The sequence below is a fragment of the Aureimonas flava genome, from assembly GCF_003583935.1.
GTDB classification, from domain to species: Bacteria; Pseudomonadota; Alphaproteobacteria; order Rhizobiales; family Rhizobiaceae; genus Aureimonas; species Aureimonas flava.
Genome location: NZ_QYRN01000008.1, coordinates 143657 through 160598, shown reverse-complemented (window position 1 = coordinate 160598; position 16942 = coordinate 143657). Strand labels below are relative to the sequence as shown.

Annotated in this window: 13 protein-coding genes; 11 read left to right on the top strand and 2 right to left on the bottom strand. The window is 71.1% G+C overall.

What is annotated here, in order from left to right; translation table 11 throughout:
- Positions 1–6: 6 nt before the first annotated feature.
- The 8 genes from ptsP to D3218_RS15645 all read left to right on the top strand — a co-directional run bounded on the left by ptsP (position 7) and on the right by D3218_RS15645 (position 9945).
- The gene (ptsP, locus tag D3218_RS15680) at positions 7–2274 is read left to right on the top strand and encodes a phosphoenolpyruvate--protein phosphotransferase (RefSeq protein WP_119541011.1); all 2268 of its coding nucleotides are present in this window, start codon (positions 7–9) and stop codon (positions 2272–2274) included.
- Between the two features lie 52 nt (positions 2275–2326).
- Entirely contained in the window at positions 2327–3400 is a 1074-nt protein-coding gene (gene prfA, locus D3218_RS15675) for a peptide chain release factor 1 (protein WP_119541010.1), read from the top strand.
- Positions 3401–3407: 7 nt separating this feature from the next.
- Positions 3408–4325 carry a peptide chain release factor N(5)-glutamine methyltransferase gene (gene prmC / locus D3218_RS15670; protein WP_119541009.1) on the top strand — a complete coding sequence of 306 codons (918 nt, stop codon included), beginning with the start codon at positions 3408–3410 and terminating at the stop codon, positions 4323–4325.
- Between the two features lie 333 nt (positions 4326–4658).
- A complete protein-coding gene (locus D3218_RS19960; protein WP_210209689.1) occupies positions 4659–5870 on the top strand; it encodes a DUF4167 domain-containing protein in 1212 nt (403 codons plus the stop codon).
- Between the two features lie 459 nt (positions 5871–6329).
- Complete coding sequence (locus D3218_RS15660; protein WP_119541007.1) at positions 6330–6566, top strand: hypothetical protein; 237 nt, start codon at positions 6330–6332, stop codon at positions 6564–6566.
- 491 nt (positions 6567–7057) lie between these two features.
- On the top strand, positions 7058–8623 hold the full coding sequence (locus D3218_RS15655) for a calcium-binding protein (RefSeq protein ID WP_136625115.1): 1566 nt from the start codon (positions 7058–7060) through the stop codon (positions 8621–8623).
- Positions 8624–8713: 90 nt separating this feature from the next.
- Entirely contained in the window at positions 8714–9628 is a 915-nt protein-coding gene (locus tag D3218_RS15650; protein ID WP_119541005.1) for a sulfatase-like hydrolase/transferase, read from the top strand.
- Positions 9629–9687: 59 nt separating this feature from the next.
- Positions 9688–9945, top strand: a complete 258-nt coding sequence (locus D3218_RS15645) for a DUF2188 domain-containing protein (RefSeq protein ID WP_119541004.1) — start codon at positions 9688–9690, stop codon at positions 9943–9945.
- Positions 9946–9968: 23 nt separating this feature from the next.
- Here D3218_RS15645 and D3218_RS15640 read toward each other — a convergent pair whose 3' ends face one another.
- The gene (locus D3218_RS15640; RefSeq protein ID WP_119541003.1) at positions 9969–11588 is read right to left on the bottom strand and encodes a glycosyltransferase family 2 protein; all 1620 of its coding nucleotides are present in this window, start codon (positions 11586–11588) and stop codon (positions 9969–9971) included.
- Between the two features lie 78 nt (positions 11589–11666).
- On the opposite strand from D3218_RS15640, the gene D3218_RS15635 reads away from it, so the two are divergent.
- Together D3218_RS15635 and D3218_RS15630 are read left to right on the top strand one after the other, a co-directional pair.
- Positions 11667–12539 carry a transporter substrate-binding domain-containing protein gene (locus D3218_RS15635; protein WP_245415065.1) on the top strand — a complete coding sequence of 291 codons (873 nt, stop codon included), beginning with the start codon at positions 11667–11669 and terminating at the stop codon, positions 12537–12539.
- A gap of 113 nt (positions 12540–12652) precedes the next feature.
- Positions 12653–14317: a lysine--tRNA ligase gene (locus D3218_RS15630; protein WP_168990552.1), complete on the top strand. Its 1665-nt coding sequence runs from the start codon at positions 12653–12655 to the stop codon at positions 14315–14317.
- On the opposite strand, the gene D3218_RS15625 is transcribed toward D3218_RS15630, so the two are convergent.
- Positions 14306–15100 carry a hypothetical protein gene (locus D3218_RS15625; RefSeq protein ID WP_119541001.1) on the bottom strand — a complete coding sequence of 265 codons (795 nt, stop codon included), beginning with the start codon at positions 15098–15100 and terminating at the stop codon, positions 14306–14308. The two genes, D3218_RS15630 and D3218_RS15625, sit on opposite strands and share 12 nt — an antisense overlap.
- Positions 15101–15227: 127 nt before the next feature.
- Between D3218_RS15625 and D3218_RS15620 the strand changes: the two genes are divergently transcribed.
- Entirely contained in the window at positions 15228–16829 is a 1602-nt protein-coding gene (locus D3218_RS15620) for an alpha-amylase family glycosyl hydrolase (RefSeq protein WP_119541000.1), read from the top strand.
- Positions 16830–16942: the final 113 nt, after the last annotated feature.

The window sequence follows — 16942 nt, the reverse complement described above, 5'->3', positions numbered from 1 at the left end:
TGCCTGATGCGAAGCGACTCCTCGGGACCGCGCATCCTTCTGCGCCGGATCAGGGAACTGATGGCCGAACCCCTCGAGGCGCAAGCGCGCCTCGACGAGATCGTGCGCCAGATCGCCGCCAACATGGTGGCCGAGGTGTGCTCGCTCTACGTGCTGCGCGCCGACGGCGTGCTGGAGCTCTACGCCACGCAGGGCCTCAATCCGGGCTCCGTGCACCTGGCGCAGCTGCGCCTCGGCGAGGGCCTCGTCGGCACGATCGCAGCCACCGCCCGCGCGCTCAACCTCCAGGACGCGCAGAAGCACCCCGCCTTCACCTACCTGCCGGAAACGGGCGAGGAGATCTTCTACTCCTTCATGGGCGTGCCGATCCTGCGGGCCGGCCGCACGCTGGGCGTGCTGGTGGTCCAGAACAAGGAGAAGCGCGTCTACCGCGACGAGGAGACCGAGGCGCTGGAGACGGTCGCCATGGTGGTCGCCGAGATGATCGCGGCCGGAAGCCTCGAAGGCCTGTCGCGCCCCGGCGTGGTGCTCGACCTCTCGCGCCCCGTGCATTTCGAGGGTCTGGCGCTCGCCGACGGGATCGGGCTCGGCCACGTCATCCTGCACGAGCCGCGCGTCGTCGTCACCAACCTCTTCAACGAGGATGCCGAGGCCGAGGTCGCGCGCCTCGAGAAGGCCGTGTCCTCGCTGCGCATCTCGATCGAGGACATGCTCCAGCGCCGCGACATGGCGGCCGAAGGCGAGCACCGCGCGGTGCTTGAGGCCTATCGCATGTTCGCGCACGACCGGGGCTGGGTGCGCCGGCTGGAGGAGGCCGTGCGCAACGGCCTCACCGCCGAGGCCTCGGTCGAGAAGGTGCAGAACGACATGCGCGCGCGCATGATGCACGCGAGCGACCCGTTCCTGCGCGAGCGCCTGCACGATTTCGACGACCTCGCCAACCGCCTCCTGCGCCAGCTCATGGGCCGCGCGGGCGACCTGTTCGGCGACGGCGTGGCGGGCGACGCGGTGATCGTGGCGCGCTCCATGGGCGCGGCCGAGCTTCTCGACTACCGACGCGAGCAGATCCGCGGCCTGGTGCTGGAGGAGGGCGGCGCCACCAGCCACGTGGTGATCGTGGCGCGCGCGCTCGGCATTCCCGTGGTGGGCCAGGCCAAGGGCGCCGTGTCCATGGCCGAGAAGGGCGACGCGGTGATCGTGGACGGCGAGGAGGGCGCGGTCCACCTGCGCCCGCCGGCCGACGTCGAGGGCGTGTTCGTCGAGCGCATCCAGTTCCGCGCCAAGCGCCAGCAGCGCTACCAGGCGCTGCGCGACGTGCCGGCGCGCACCCAGGACGGGCAGGACGTGGCGCTTCTGATGAACGCGGGCCTCCTGGTGGACCTGCCGCAGGTCGAGGCGGCGGGGGCGGCGGGCATCGGCCTGTTCCGCACCGAGCTGCAGTTCATGATCGCCTCGACCATGCCCAAGACCAGCGACCAGGAGCGGCTCTACTCGGCCGTGCTCGACGCGGCCGACGGCAAGCCGGTGACCTTCCGCACGCTGGACGTCGGCGGCGACAAGGTGCTGCCCTATCTGCACCAGAGCCCGGAGGAGAACCCGGCCCTCGGCTACCGCGCGCTGCGGCTGGCGCTGGACCGGCCGGGACTAATGCGCACCCAGCTCCGCGCCCTGCTCAAGGCGTCGGCGGGGCGCGAGCTGCGCGTCATGTTCCCGATGGTCACGGACCTCGAGGAGCTGCGCCAGGCGCGCGACCTCATCAGCCGCGAGTTCAAGCACCTGACGCGCTTCGCCCATGCGATGCCGCGCCGGCTGAAGCTCGGCGCGATGATCGAGGTGCCCTCGCTGCTGTTCCAGCTCGACGAGCTGATGCAGCTCGTGGACTTCGTCTCGATCGGCTCCAACGACCTGTTCCAGTTCTTCTGCGCCGTGGACCGGGGCAACGCGCAGATCTCCGGCCGCTTCGACGACCTGTCGGCGCCGTTCATGCGGGCGCTGCGCGAGATCCTGGACGCCGGCCAGCGCCATTCCGTCTCGGTGACGCTCTGCGGCGAGATGGCGGGGCGCCCGCTCTCGGCCATGGCGTTGATCGGCCTCGGCTTCCGGTCCATATCCATGACCTCGTCGGCGATCGGGCCGGTGAAGGCGATGCTGCTCGACCTCGACGCGGGCGACCTGCACCACGCCATCACCGCCTATCTCGCCGAGCGTCACCCGCGCCAGACCTTCCGGCGGATGCTGGAGGACTACGCGCAGGCGCACGCCATCCCCATTTGACAGGTGCGCGGACGGGCCGGACGGTCCGGCGCGCCCGCACCGGACGACACGCATGGCCCTTCTTCCCGCCGATACCATGACCGAGATCCTGCGGCGCTCGGATCAGCTGGCGTCGGAAATGGCGTCCGGCCCCGACCACGAGACCTATGCCCGGCTCGCCGCCGAATATGCCGGGCTGGAGGACGTGGTCGCCGGCATCCGTGCCCATCGTGCGGCCGAGGCCGAGCTCGCCGGGCTTCGCGAGATGCTGGCCGATCCCGCGGCCGACCGCGAGATGCGCGACCTTGCCAGCGCCGAGATCGGCACGGTCGAGGCGCGTCTGGAGACGCTCTCGCGCGAGCTCCTGGTCCTGCTCCTGCCCAAGGACGCGGCCGACGCCAAGGGCGCGATCCTCGAGATCCGCGCCGGCACGGGCGGCTCGGAGGCCGGGTTGTTCGCTGGAGACCTGTTCCGAATGTACCAGCGCTACGCCGAGGGGCGCGGCTGGCGGGTGGAGATCATGGAGGCGTCGGACGGCGAGGCCGGCGGCTACCGCGAGGTGGTCGCCTCGGTGACGGGGCAGGGCGTGTTCTCGCGCCTGAAGTTCGAATCGGGCGTCCATCGCGTGCAGCGCGTGCCGGCCACCGAATCGTCGGGCCGCATCCACACCTCCGCCGCCACCGTGGCCGTGCTGCCGGAGGCGGAGGAGGTCGACGTCGCGATCCGCAACGAGGACATCCGGATCGACACGATGCGCTCGTCGGGCGCCGGCGGCCAGCACGTCAACACCACGGATTCGGCGGTTCGCATCACCCACCTGCCCACCGGCATCGTGGTCACCTCGTCGGAGAAGTCGCAGCACCAGAACCGCGCCCGTGCCATGCAGGTGCTGCGCGCGCGGCTGTTCGACATGGAGCGATCGCGCCTCGACGCCGAGCGGTCGGCCGACCGGCGCGCGCAGGTCGGCTCGGGCGACCGGTCGGAGCGCATCCGAACCTACAACTTCCCCCAGGGGCGGGTCACCGACCACCGCATCAACCTGACGCTCTACAAGCTCGACCGGGTGATCGAGGGCGACATGGACGAGCTGGTGGAGGCGCTGGTGGCCGACGACCAGGCGGCACGCCTCGCCGCCATGGGGGACTGAGCCGACCGTGGCGCCGCCCAGCGTCGGGTCGCCCCACGTCGGGTCGCCGAGCGTCGCGTCGCTCGTGGCCGAGGCGCGCGCGCTGTTGCGCGCCGCCGGCATCGCGAGCGCCGACCTCGACGCGCGTCTCCTGGCCGGCGCCGCGCTCGGGCTCGACGCGGCCGGGCTGATCCTGAGGGCGCACGATGCCGCAGCGCCCGACGCCGCCGCCCGGTTGGCGGCCATGACGGCGCGGCGGCTGGCGCACGAGCCGGTGCACCGCATCCTCGGTCGGCGCGCCTTCGGCGAGCACGAGTTCGCCCTGTCGCCCGAGACGTTGGAGCCACGCCCCGACACCGAGACGCTGGTGGACCTGGCGGCCGAGGCGATGGCGCTGCGGGGCGACGCGCCGCTCCTGTTCGCCGACGTCGGCACGGGCACGGGGGCGATCGCCGTATGCCTCCTCGCCCGCTTTCCCCGCAGCCGCTGCGTGGCGGTGGACCTTGCGGAAGGGGCGCTGGAGACCGCCCGGCGCAACGCGGCGGCGGCAGGCGTCGCCGACCGGTTCTGGCCGCTGCGGGCGGACTACCTGCTCGCGCTCGGCCGGCCCCTCGACTGCGTGGTCTCCAACCCGCCCTACATCCCCACGGCGGAGCTCGACACGCTGGACCCCGGCGTGCGCCGCTTCGATCCCGCGCTGGCGCTGGACGGCGGCCCGGACGGGCTCGTCGCCTATCGCCGCCTCGTGGGCGAGGCGGCCGCCTTGCTGGTGCCGGGGGGCGACCTCCTGTTCGAGATCGGCCGGGGCCAGGCGGAGGACGTCGCCGGGCTGGCGGCCGCGGTGGGGCTGCGCGCCGTGACGACCCGTGCCGATCTGTCCGGCATCGCGCGGGCGCTGTGGTTCCGCCGCGGCGGAATGGCGGATTTTCCGCCGGAATGCGGTTGATTTCCGGCGCTTGGAGCCCTTTGCCCCTTGTGGGGAGGGGGGCGAATCACTAGTGTCTCCGGGCAAAGGCGGATGCCGCGAGGGATATGCCCCCCCGCACACTGCATCGGAACGCGTCCCAGGCGGGATGCTCGAATGCAGCCGCCCCGTCCGGCAAGTCGGCGAAGGATGGAGCCGCGCCGGACAGCAAGCTTCCATGCAAGGCGTTGCGAGCCGGGCCCTTCAAGCCCGGCGGGCGAACGCCAGACGGTTCCCCTGCGAGGCGACAGGACCGCGCTCGCAACGAGAGGAAGAGCCGGCCGGAGGCCGGAAGATCCAGAAAACAGGATGAGCATGAGGCCAGGACAGCAGCAGCAGAACAAGCGCATGCGCGGACGCGGCGGGCGCAAGGGACCCAATCCGCTGTCGCGGAGCTTCGAGTCCAACGGTCCCGACGTCAAGATCCGCGGCACGGCCCAGCATATCGCCGACAAGTACACCACGCTGGCGCGCGATGCCGCCGCTGCCGGCGACCGGGTGATGGCGGAGAACTACCTTCAGCACGCCGAGCATTACGGGCGCATCGTCGCCGCCGCGCAGGGGCAGTTCCAGCCGAGCCAGCCCGAGCGCGACTATGCGGACTTCGACGACGAGGACGGCGAGGAGGGCCAGGGCCCCGAGGCGGGACAGCCCTACGCCGGCGGCCAGGACCGGCCGCAGAACGGCTTCGGCGGCGAGCGCCAGGGCGGCGAGCGCCATGCCAACGACCGGCAGGGTTTCCGCGACGGGCAGAACGGCCGCGGCGAGCGCCGGGACGGCCGCGACAATCGCGGCGAGCGTCCGTTCCAGAACCGAGATGGCCAGAACCGAGATGGCCAGAACCGCGACGGCCAGGGCCGGGAGGGCCAGGGCCGCGACGGCTCTTCTTATCGCGACGGCCGCCAGCCCGGAACCGGGCCGCAGCCCTTTCCGCAGGGGCCGGACGTCGACGCCGAGGGCGGCGCGCCGCGCCAGGACGCGGGCCGCTTCGAGGGCGGGCGTCGCGAAAGCCGTCGCGAGCGCGCGCGGCTGAACGAGCGCAGCGGCGAGCGCCGGTTCGAGGAACGCTTCGGGCGCCAGCGCGCCGCCGACGAGGGACGCACGGACGCGCCCGCCGCCGAGCGGCGGGATCAGCCGGACGAGGCATCGGCGCAGCCGGCGCCGGTGGCGGCGATCGAGCCCGCCGCGACGAGCCTGCCGCCGGTGCCCGCACCGGTCGTCGCCGAGACCGTCGGGGAACCGGGTAGCGCCGAGCCGCGCGTCCGTGCGCGAAAGCGCCGCGACGCCGGAGAGACGGACGCGGTGTCGGCGGTCGAGCCCGCCGTTTCGCCTGCCGCACCGAGCGAGGACTCCGTCCCCGCGCCGGCCCGCCGCCGCAGCGCCAAGGCCGCGCCCTCGTTGGACGCGCCGGTCGCGGCGGAGGACGAGACGGCGCCCAAGCGCCGCGTGGCCCGTCCGCGCCGCAAGAAAGACGAAGGCGAGGGCGGCGAGGAGCGCTCGCCGGCGCTTCTCGACTCCGACGGCTGACGCCGCGTCGGCACGAAGCACGGCGCACCCGATCGGGGCGCTCTCGGCGCCTGCGCCTCGGGACGTCGCCCTGAGAGACATGAGAGGCCCGGCAACCGAATGCCGGGCCTTTTTCGTGCGGGCCTGCTGGGTCGCTCGCCGCGAGCGGGCCCCTTCGCCCTCGGCGCACGTGTCACGCTCCCCAAAGCGGGTCGGCGTCTTTCGATGTGTTTTCGGGCGCCGAGGGCGGGCGGCGCCGATCTGTTGCCAGGAAACCACCCGTTCGACGCCATTGTGAACTGACGAAGGGGAACTGCTCCGGACAAGGTTGCATTCCGTCGAAAGTGCAACCTATTGTTGTTGTGACGAAGGGTAGGGAGCGACGTTTCCATGGTTGCGGAAAAACAAAGAACGACGATCATCAAAGCTGACGATTATTTGTTGAGCGACATGTTCTCGTCGAAGTCAGGAGGATCGATCATGACCACGCAGCCGAGGCTGGGGACGAACGGCCAGCAGTTCGGCGCTGCGGGCACCTCGGCAGACGCGGCTGGCGTGTCGGATGCGAACTCCTCCTCGCGCGAGGTCGACGAGCGCACCGCGATCTATCTCCTGTCTCTGGCGCGCGAACTCCTGCGGCGCGACCACAGTGCGATCGCCGGCATGATCGACTATGCGATCGCCGAGATCGACACGAAGGGCAACGACGAAATCTGAGCTTTCTCCTCGCGGGCGAGACCGCCCTCCGAGCAACGACCCGGCACTCGATGCCGGGTTTTCTGTTGCGCGTCTCCCACGCCGGAGCCTGTGCGGCGGAGGAGCCACGGCGAACGATGCACGGCATCGTCCGGTTGCAATCCTCTGGATGGGGTGGTGTGCCGTTGCGGATGGCGACCTCGTGCCCGCATGCACGCTAAAAGTGCGCCCGCTTCCTTTGGGCGAAAGCGGGCGCACGGATGACGGTTTCGTCTGTCGGATGGGGACTCCAGCAAAGGACCGGTCATCTGTTCCGCTCGATCGCGCCGTGATGCAGGGGTCGATCGAGCTGCGCCGGAGGATACGCCCCGATGCATGCGACGGTAGTGCGTTTCGGCAACACAACCAATGGTAGGTATTTTGCCGATGGGCGTCCCATTGCCAGTTGTCGCGAATCCAGCCATAGACTCTACCTGTGATTGCAATCGGCATCCCGCGCGAGGCGGGCTGCCGTGCGCTGCGGCCCGTCGGGACGCAACCATAACGAGCGCCCAGGAGATAACATGGCAATCGACATCACAGGCACGAACGGCGACGACGTTCTGAACGACGCCCCCGCCAACCCCGCTGCCAGCGTCAATGTCACCGGCCTGGCCGGCTTCGACACGATCTACGGCAGCACGAATGCCGACACGCTGTTCGGCAACGCCGGCGACGACGAAATTTACGGCAACGGCGGCTCGGACACGATCTACGGCGGCCAGGGCAACGACTACCTCGAGATCGACGGCATTGCCGGGAGCACCACCGAATCCGAGCTGGCCATCCGCGCCAAGGTCGTCGGTGGCCAGGGCCTCGACACCATTGTTATCGCTCCCGGCTTTGTCGGTCAGGTAACCGTGTACGGCGGCAGCGAAAGCGCCGACGCCCAGGATCAGGGCGACAACATCACCGTCAACCTCGGCACCAACTCCTACGCCGAGATCTACAGCAATGGCGGCAATGACTTCGTTGAACTCGGCGGCTCGGTTCGCGAGATCGCGGGCGAACTCTCCTCGCGCTTCTACGTGCACGCCGGGCAGGGCAACGATCAGGTCTATGGCTTCGCGGGTTCCGACTCCACGATCTACGGCGGCGTCGGCGCCGATATCGTGGACGTGGGCGCGCTGAACGCGATCACGGTCTACGGCGGCAACGGCAATACCGACGCGGTGGACGGCAACGATCAGATCTTCGTCTCGATCGGAACCGACGATTTCGTGGCGGACGACTTCGTCCCGACCGCGCTGATCACCGGCAACGGCGGCAACGATTCGATCACCCTCGTGTCGACCTCGGAAATGGGCGTGCAGGCCTCGATCTACGGCGGCCAGGGCACTGACTTCATCTCGGCCGGCAACCTCGCCAGCAACAGCTATGTCGCGGGCGGCGTCGGCAGCGACGTGATCTCGGCCTTCGTGGTCGGCGAGAACGTCTCGATCGTCGGCGGCAACGGCACCACCGATCCGACCGACGGCACCGACGTCATCTTCGTGGGCGTCGGCGAAGACGCCTCGGCGCAGGTCTTCGGCAACGGCGGCGACGACTTCCTGTTCGTCTACGGCAGCGGCAGCAGCACCGTATACGGCGGCGCTGGCGACGACACGCTGGTGGTCAGCAACCAAAACGGGGACAACAACTTCTTCCCCGAGAGCGTCGTGCTGTACGGTGGTCAGGGCTCCGACCTGTTCCAGATCAACGGCCGCCAGGACGATCGCGACATCGCGCCGATCGTGCGCATCGCCGACTTCAACTTCGACGAGGACAAGATCGCCGGCGATCAGGTCAACGACCTCGTCGCGATCTCGGGGCGCGCCAACAATTTCCAGGACATCCTCAACCTGTCCGCCGGAACGCTCTCGAACGACAACGCAGCCATCGTCACGGTGAGTTCGGGTGCCCTGGCCGGCACCTACCTCGTCTACGACAGCAGCAGCGGCGAGCAGGTCGTCAACATCACCGGCTACACCGGTACCGCGGACGCCGACGTGTTCACCGACCCGGTCGGTCTGCCTGGGACCGCCGAGCTTCTGGTGTAACACAGGTATTCCGCCCCGCGCGGGCGGATCGGACAGACAACAGGGGGCGGTTCCGGCCGCCCCCATCCGTCATCCGTGTGGGGTCATGTCATGAGCGCCGACCGCGTCCTCTTCGTCACCCTCGATTCCTGCCGCTACGACACGTTCGCCAACGGCTCGGCGCCCAACATCAAGGCGCTGGCGCCGTTCCACAAGGCGCAGTCGCCGAGCTACTTCACCTATGGCTCGCACTCGGCGATGTTCGTCGGCTTCACCCCCGGCATTCCGGGCGCCGCGCAGCCGCTGCTCGACCCGAAGTTCGGCAAGCTGTTCAAGATCGCCGGGGTCGGCTTCGCCGGCAAGGGGACGGAGGGCTACACGCTGTCCGGCTGCAACATCGTCGAGGGCTTCCGCAACCTCGGCTACACCACGATCGGCACGGCCGCGATGGGCTGGTTCGATCCTGCCACGCCGACCGGCATCCACCTCAGCCGCAGCTTCGACCATTTCCTGTATGCGGGGCCCTACCACCTGCGCCGCCAGATGGACTGGATCTCCCGCCGGCTCGACTACGCGCAAGGGCCGACCTTCACCTTCGTCAATGTCGGCGAGACTCACGTGCCCTACTGGTTCGAGGGCGCCGACTGGTCGCCCGACGACAATCCGTGCCTGCCCTTCCAGAATCGCGACCGAGCCGCCGAATGCGCGCGGCGCCAGGCGGCCTGCCTCGACTATGTCGATCGGCTCCTCGCGCCGCTCCTCGCCAGCCACCGCGACGGTACCGTGATCGTCTGCGGCGACCACGGCGACTGCTGGGGCGAGGACGGGCTGTGGGAACACGGCATCGCCCATCCGATGACCACGACCGTGCCCCTCGTGATCCGCTACAAGGGGCGGCCCGTGGCGCGCGAGACGCCCGAGCGCCGGCGCGACCGCTGGCGCGCGGCCGCGCGGCGCTGGCTCGGCGTTCCGGCCGGCCGTCCCGTGGGGGGCACCGCCCGCACCGCCTCGCGCTGGAACGGCTGACCCGACCCTCGCGTTCTTCCGCCGGGCGCCTGACGCCCGAAGAACATGGAGGACGCGGGATGTCGGACATCCATTACAACATCGTCGAGCACGACGGCGGCTGGGCCTACAAGGTCGGAGACGTGTTCTCCGAGACCTTCCCGACGCACAACCGGGCGCTGGCGGCCGCCAGGGACGCCTCGGCCCGCCAGGAACTGGCCGGCGAAACCGCCGGCATCCAGTATCAGGACCGCAGCGGCGTCTGGCACGAGGAGGTCTCGCGCGGCGACGACCGGCCCCATGCCGACGTGGTGGACGGCGAGGGCGCGCGCTCCTGACCGGCGCGGGGACGGGCCGCCGATCAGGCCCGCCCCGCCGGCTCGCGATGCGGGGTCTTCTCCCACATGTGCGGCGCGTGGACGAGCTGGCCGATCGCGCGCAGGCCCGCCAGGCTGACGATCAGCCAGTAGAACCAGAGCGACCAGAGACGGCGCAGGAGCGGCCGCTCGGCCTCGCTCGCGACGAGCCGCGCCGTGAGGATGAACACGGTGTAGGCCAGCGCGATGTTGAGGAGGTCGACGGCCGCCAGGACCCCGGCGGCGACGTGGATCTCGCCGGTCGTCAGATACGCGTGGGTGGCCGCCAGGAGATGGCCGGCGAAGACCACGTGCATCAAACTCGCCGCGATCATGCCGCCGAACAGGATCTGGAAGGTCAGAAAGGCGCGCAGGCCGAGCTGGCGGCAGGCGAGGCGCGGGTCGCGCATGTGCACCAGCCAGGTCTGGCACCATCCCTTGATCCAGCGGGTGCGCTGGTTGCGCCAGTCGAGAAAGCGCGAGGGCGCGATCTCCGAGGTCGGGCTCGCGATGGTGCCGATCCGGTAGCCGAGCCGCGACAGGCGGATGCCGAGATCGGCGTCCTCGGCGACGTTGTGGCTGTCCCAGCCGCCCGCCTCCACCAGCGCCGCGCGCCGGAAATGATTGGAGGTGCCGCCGAGCGGCAGCGGCAGGCCGCGCCGGGCAAGCCAGGGCAGGATCGCGCGGAACAGGACCGCGTATTCCAGCGCGAACAGGGTCTCCAGCCAGCCGTCGGCCGCATTGCGGATCACCAGCGGCGCCTGGACGCAGGCCAGCGAGACGGGCGCGGAGCGGAAGGCGGCATGGGCCGCGCGAAGCTGGCCGGGGTCGGGCCGGTCCTCCGCGTCGTAGAGAACCACGAATTCGCCGCGCGTCAGCGGCAGCGCGAAGTTCAGAGCCTTGGGCTTGGTGGTCGGCGCGGTGCGCGGGGTCGCGATCACCGAGAAGTTGGGCTCGCCCGCGATCGCACGCTCCACCGCCGCGATGGTCTCCGGGTCGTTGGCCTCGCAGACGAAGAAGACCTCGAGCCGGGAGCGTGGCCAGTCCAGCGCCGCCAGGGCGCGCGCCCGCGTCGAGCGTTCGGCGCCGCTGGCCGCCCCACGCGCCATGGCGATCTCCGACAGGCTGGTGACCCGCAGCGTCGTCGCCAGTTGCGGCGACCGCGAGATCCGATCGGCCAGGAAGCCGATCCGCTCCAGCCTGGGGGCGAGGAACAGGCGGGGCCGCATCGCCCCGTCGCAGGTCTTGGCGTGACGCTCCGAGGCGTCGAAGGCACCCCGGCCGTCGCGCAGCAGCGACGCTCCGGGACCGATCGGCTCGGCGCAGAGACCCAGCACGGCACCGAGGGCCCGCGCCAGCGCGGCCTCGTCCACCAGGCCGGCGGCGATCAGTTCCTCGTCGGCGCTGGAGCCGTTCCGCTCGGCCTCCCGGCAGGCCGCCTCGAAGGTGCCGCGATCCAGTCCCAGACGGAGAAGGGCCTGCTCCAGCGCGGGCGACGGCGGCGAACCGGCGGGGAGGGCGCGCGCCCCATGGCCGGCGAGCGCGTTCGCGAAGGGCTCGTCGGTGCGGACGGCCGCGTTGCGGCTGGCATCCGCGCCGCAGAGGGCATATTCCGGTTCACGCAACACGTTGTCCCCGAAGCCGTGACGGTTTCCCGCAGCGTGGACATCTTGGGCTCGTAATCCATGGGGGAGAAGAAACCCTTGCGTGCATTTGTAGCCGCGACCCTTCTGGCGCTGCCCCTTCTGGTTGTGGCCGGCCCCGGATACGCCCAAAGCCAGGCGCCCGCCCTTGCCCCCCCGCCGGCCGTGCCGACGCCGAACTTCTGGGACCAGGGGCAGCGGTTCGCCGAACCGGACCTTTCGGACCGCGCCCGCATCCGGTTCCTGACCTCGGTCGACTTCGCGCCGTTCAACTTCCTCGACCAGCGCGGCCGCCTCGCAGGGTTCCACGTCGATCTGGCCCGAACCATCTGCGAGGAGCTCGACGTCGCGGCGCGTTGCCAGATCGAGGCCCGGCCCTTCGCCGAGCTCGGCGGGGCCCTGGCGCAGGGCGAGGGCGAGGCGGTGATCGCCGGGCTCGCGATCGACGCCGACAGCCGCTCGCGCTTCGACTTCACCCACCCATTCTTCCGCTACCCCGCCCGCTTCGTCACCCTGACCGGGCAGCCGGTCGAGCGCGAGCTCCAGGCGGGGCTCGCCGGCGTCAAGGTGGCGGTGGTCTCGGGCAGCGCGCACGAGGCGATGCTGCGGGCCTTCTTCCCGCGGGCCGAGGCGGTCGGCCTGCCGACGCGCGAGGCGGCGCTGGACGCCTTGCGCGCCGAGCGCGTGCGGGCGGTGTTCGGCGACGGGGTCGGCCTGTCCTTCTGGCTCTCCAGCGAGGCGGCGGCCGATTGCTGCGCCTTCTCGGGCGGGCCGCTCCTGTCGGACCATTTCCTGGGCGAGGGACTGGCGATCGCGGTGAAGCCGGAGGACGGCGACCTTCGCGCGGCCTTCGACTACGCGATCGGGCGGATCGTGGCGAGCGGGCGCATGTCGGAGCTGCTCCTGCGCTATTTTCCCGTCAGCGCCTTCTGAAGCGGGCCCGCGCCGTTGACGGCGGGGCGCCGCGAAACCATAGACGGACGCTTGGAATGCGAGCTCCGCGCCGTCCGGCGCCCGGCCGGCTCGATGCGAGAGGTTGACCCATCATGACGATCGAGGACGGAGCGGCGAGCGGCCGGACCATGCCGGAGATTCTCGAGGCCGCGCTGACCTCGCAGGCCTGGCCCTTCGAGGAAGCGCGCAAGATCGTCGCCCGCCTCCGGCGCACCGGCAAGCGCGAGGCGCTGTTCGAGACCGGCTACGGGCCCTCCGGCTTGCCGCATATCGGAACCTTCGGCGAGGTCGCGCGCACGACCATGGTGCGCAACGCCTTCCGCATCCTGACCGAGGACGCGATCCCGACCCGCCTGATCTGCTTCTCCGACGACATGGACGGGATGCGCAAGATCCCCGACAACGTGCCCGACCGGGCCGCGCTGGAGCCCTATCTCCAGCGTCCGCTGTCGGACGTGCCGAACCCGTTCGGCGGCGCGGAGGCGACCTTCGCGGGCCACAACAACGCGATGCTGCGCCGCTTCCTCGACACGTTCGGCTTCGACTACGAGTTCGCCAGCGCCACGCAGTACTACCGCGACGGTCGCTTCGACGCGGTGCTGCGGCGCGCGGCCGAACGCTACGACGACATCATGGGCGTGATGCTGCCGACGCTGGGCCCCGAGCGTCGGGCGACCTACAGCCCGTTCCTGCCGATCTCGCCCACCACCGGCCGCGTCCTCTACGTGCCGATGAAGCATGTGGACGCCGCGGCGGGCACCATCACCTTCCTGGACGAGGACGGAGCGGAAACGACGCTGCCCGTCACCGGCGGCCAGGTGAAGCTGCAGTGGAAGCCGGACTTCGGCATGCGCTGGGCCGCGCTCGGCGTCGATTTCGAGATGTTCGGCAAGGACCACCAGACCAACGCCGCCGTGTACGACCGGATCTGCGAGATCCTGGGCGGCGAGGCGCCGGAGCACTTCGTCTACGAACTCTTCCTGGACGCCGAAGGGGCGAAGATCTCCAAGTCCAAGGGCAACGGCCTGTCGATCGAGGAGTGGCTGACCTACGCCTCGCCCGAGAGCCTCGGCCTCTACATGTTCAACAAGCCGCGCGCCGCCAAGCGGCTCCACTTCGACGTCATCCCCAAGGCCGTGGAGGACTACTACGCGTTCGCGAGCGCCTACGAGCGCCAGGACGCCAAGTCCCGCCTCCAGAACCCGACCTTCCACATCCATGGCGGCGAGCCGCCGGTGAAGGGCATCCCGGTCTCCTTCGCGCTGCTCCTCAACCTCGTCTCGGCCTCCAACGCCGCCGATCCGAAGACGCTCTGGGGCTTCATCTCGCGCTATGCGCCGGGCGTCACCGCCCAGAGCGATCCCGAGCTCGACCGGCTGGTCGGCTACGCGCTGCGCTACTTCGAGGACTTCGTGCGCCCGACCAAGCGGTTCCGGGCGCCCGACGAGGTGGAGCGCGCGGCGCTCGCGGATCTCGACCGGCGGCTGGCGGCGCTCCCCGACACGGCCGACGCCGCCGCGATCCAGGACGCGGTGCTCGACGCCGCCCGGCCGGTCCCGCGCTACCAGGACGAGAAGAAGAAGGGCCCGGACGGCGGACCCGGCGTGTCGCTGGAGTGGTTCTCGGCGCTCTACCAGGTGCTGATCGGGCAGGAGCGCGGGCCGCGCTTCGGCTCCTTCGTGGCGCTCTACGGCATCGACGAGACGCGCCGCCTGATCGCACGCGCGCTGGACGGCTCGCTCGCCTCAACCGCCTGAACTGGCGCTCGCCTCGTCGGCGAAGCCGTAGGCCCAGACCCCGCGCCGCGCCTCGCGCGCCTCGCTCTCGGCCGCCTCGTAGCGGCTGCCGGACGCGGCGCGCGCCCAGCCGTTGCGCACCACCCAGTCGCCGACGTCCTCCTCGCCCAGGAGGCAGGGCGCGGTGATCTCGATCGCCTGCGCCTCGGCCGGTGTTACGGCGCACAGCACGGAGCGGCCCCGCAGCCAGCCGCGCAGGGCCGTGCGGGCCCGCGTCGCGCAAGGCCAGGCCTGCGCCCCGTCGGTGCAGCGCGCGCTCCGGGCCACCGGCTGGACGCCCGCCACCCGAAGCGTGAACTCGCCCGCCTTCAACGTGCCGGCATCCACCGCGATGGGGCGGGCGAAGAGGCGGAACGCGGGCTTGTCGGGGTCGGGCGCGGCGGCGGCCTCCGACGTCGCCGCTTCGTCGTCGGCCGTGTCCGTGGCAGCGGCAACGGCTGCGCCCGCGGCCGGCTCGGGCTCGGGCTCGTCGGCCCGTGGCGGCGTCGCGGCGCCGCTGGCGACCGGGGGCAGGCGCGTCAGCGCCGTGGTCGGCGCCGGCGTCGGCCCGATCGTGCGCACCGGCGCGGCGGGAGGCGGCTCGACCCGGGGTGCCGTGGCCGTCGGCGGCATGCCGTCCGCTGCCTCGGCGAGCGAGGGCGGCGCCGCGCTCCGGCCCGCCAACAGCGTCGGCTCGCTCGGAAGGATCAGGAACACGAGGCCGACCAGCGCGAGGAGGCCGAGCGCGATCCGCAGCGATTGCATGGGCGTCGGCCCTCCCGTTCCCCGTTCGCGGCCCCGCCGGCCGTCCGGCCCGTCGCGCGGCGCGGGCCTGCCATCCGTCCCTCCCGCCTCTAGCTATGGTCCGAAGGGCCGGCGGGAAGGATGGCGGATGCGGAACCTCTGGTACAAGAACGCGGTGATCTACTGCCTCGACGTCGACGCCTTCCGGGATTCGGACGGCGACGGGGTCGGGGACTTCCGGGGCCTTGCCGACCATCTCGACCATATCGAAGCGCTGGGCGCCAACTGCATCTGGCTCCTGCCGTTCTATCCCTCGCCCAACCGCGACAACGGCTACGACGTCGCCGACTACTACAATGTCGACCCCCGCTACGGGACGCTCGGCGACTTCGCCGAGTTCATGCAGGCCGCGAGCGACCGGGGTCTTCGCGTCATCGTCGACCTCGTGGTGAACCACACCTCGGTGGAGCATCCCTGGTTCCAGGCCAGCCGCTCGGACCCCCAGTCGCACTACCGCGACTGGTACGTCTGGCGGAAGGAGAAGCCGGACGACGCCGAGGACGGGGTGATCTTCCCCGGCGTCCAGAAGACCACCTGGACCTTCGACCGCAAGCGCCGGGAATACTACAACCACCGCTTCTACGAGCATCAGGCCGACCTCAACATCGCCAACCCGGCGGTGCGCGAGGAGATCCAGCGCATCATGGGCTTCTGGCTGGCGCTCGGCGTCTCGGGCTTTCGCATCGACGCCGCTCCGTTCATGCTGGAAGGGCTGGAGGGCGACCCGCACGCCTATCTCGCCGAGCTCCAGTCGTTCCTGTCGTGGCGGCGCGCGGAGGCGATCCTGCTCGCCGAGGCCAACATCCCGATGGAGGAGGCGGACGCCTATTTCGGCGACGGCGACCGCCTGCACCTGATCTTCAACTTCCCGCTCAACCAGAAGCTCTTCCTGGCGCTCGCCCGGCGCGACGCCGCGCCGGTGCGGGCGATGCTCGAGAGCCTTCCCGCTATTCCCGCGATCGCCCAATGGGCGACCTTCCTGCGCAACCACGACGAGATCGACCTCGGCCGCCTGTCGGACGCCGAGCGCGCGGAGGTGTTCGCCGCCTTCGGGCCGGACGAGGACATGCAGCTCTACGATCGCGGCCTGCGCCGGCGCCTCGCGCCGATGCTGGGCGGCGACGAGCGGCGCATCCGTCTCGGCTTCAGCCTGATGCTGTCGCTGCCGGGAACGCCGGTGCTCTGGTACGGCGACGAGATCGGCATGGGCGAGAACCTCGACCTGCCCGAGCGCCATCCCGTTCGCACGCCCATGCAATGGACGCCGGAGGGCGCCGGCGGCTTCTCCGCGGCCGACCCGGGGTCCTGGGTGCGCGCGCCCGTGCTGGACGGCCCGTTCGCGCCCGCCTTCGTGAACGCCGAGACGCAGAAGGCGTCGGGCGATTCCCTGTTCTCCACCGTCCAGCGACTGGTGCGGGCGCGACGCGCCTGCCGCGAGATCGGCTGGGGCGAGGTCGAGGTGCTCGACCTCGGCGCGTCGAGCGTCCTGGCGCTGCGCGCCCGCTGGCGCGACGGCGAGGTGCTGACGCTGCACAACCTCGCCGACCGCCCGGCGACGCTGAACCTTGCCGAGGCGATCGCCGGCCGCCGCTGCGTCAACCTCCTGCACCAGGGCACGGTGCAGCCGGCGGGGCCGAACGGCGAATGGCGGCTCGCCCCGTTCGGCTTCGAGTGGCTGCGCCTCGCCTGAGCGGTCGCTTTCCTCGCCGCCCGGCGGGAGACCGGGCGGGCACGGCCTGTCGGGCCGGCGCGGCGCGGGCGCGGCGTCGGTTGTGCCGTGGGAGGGGCGCCGCCCGTGCCGAA

Bases quoted from the DNA above. Each gene is read 5' to 3' on its own strand.
- ptsP (WP_119541011.1), top strand. From the start codon at position 7: ATGCGAAGCGACTCCTCGGGACCGCGCATCCTTCTGCGCCGGATCAGG.
- D3218_RS15650 (WP_119541005.1), top strand. From the start codon at position 8,714: ATGAGCGCCGACCGCGTCCTCTTCGTCACCCTCGATTCCTGCCGCTAC.
- D3218_RS15625 (WP_119541001.1), bottom strand. From the start codon at position 15,100: ATGCAATCGCTGCGGATCGCGCTCGGCCTCCTCGCGCTGGTCGGCCTC.
- prfA (WP_119541010.1), top strand. From the start codon at position 2,327: ATGGCCCTTCTTCCCGCCGATACCATGACCGAGATCCTGCGGCGCTCG.
- D3218_RS15645 (WP_119541004.1), top strand. From the start codon at position 9,688: ATGTCGGACATCCATTACAACATCGTCGAGCACGACGGCGGCTGGGCC.
- D3218_RS15630 (WP_168990552.1), top strand. From the start codon at position 12,653: ATGACGATCGAGGACGGAGCGGCGAGCGGCCGGACCATGCCGGAGATT.
- D3218_RS15620 (WP_119541000.1), top strand. From the start codon at position 15,228: ATGCGGAACCTCTGGTACAAGAACGCGGTGATCTACTGCCTCGACGTC.
- D3218_RS15660 (WP_119541007.1), top strand. From the start codon at position 6,330: ATGACCACGCAGCCGAGGCTGGGGACGAACGGCCAGCAGTTCGGCGCT.
- D3218_RS19960 (WP_210209689.1), top strand. From the start codon at position 4,659: ATGAGGCCAGGACAGCAGCAGCAGAACAAGCGCATGCGCGGACGCGGC.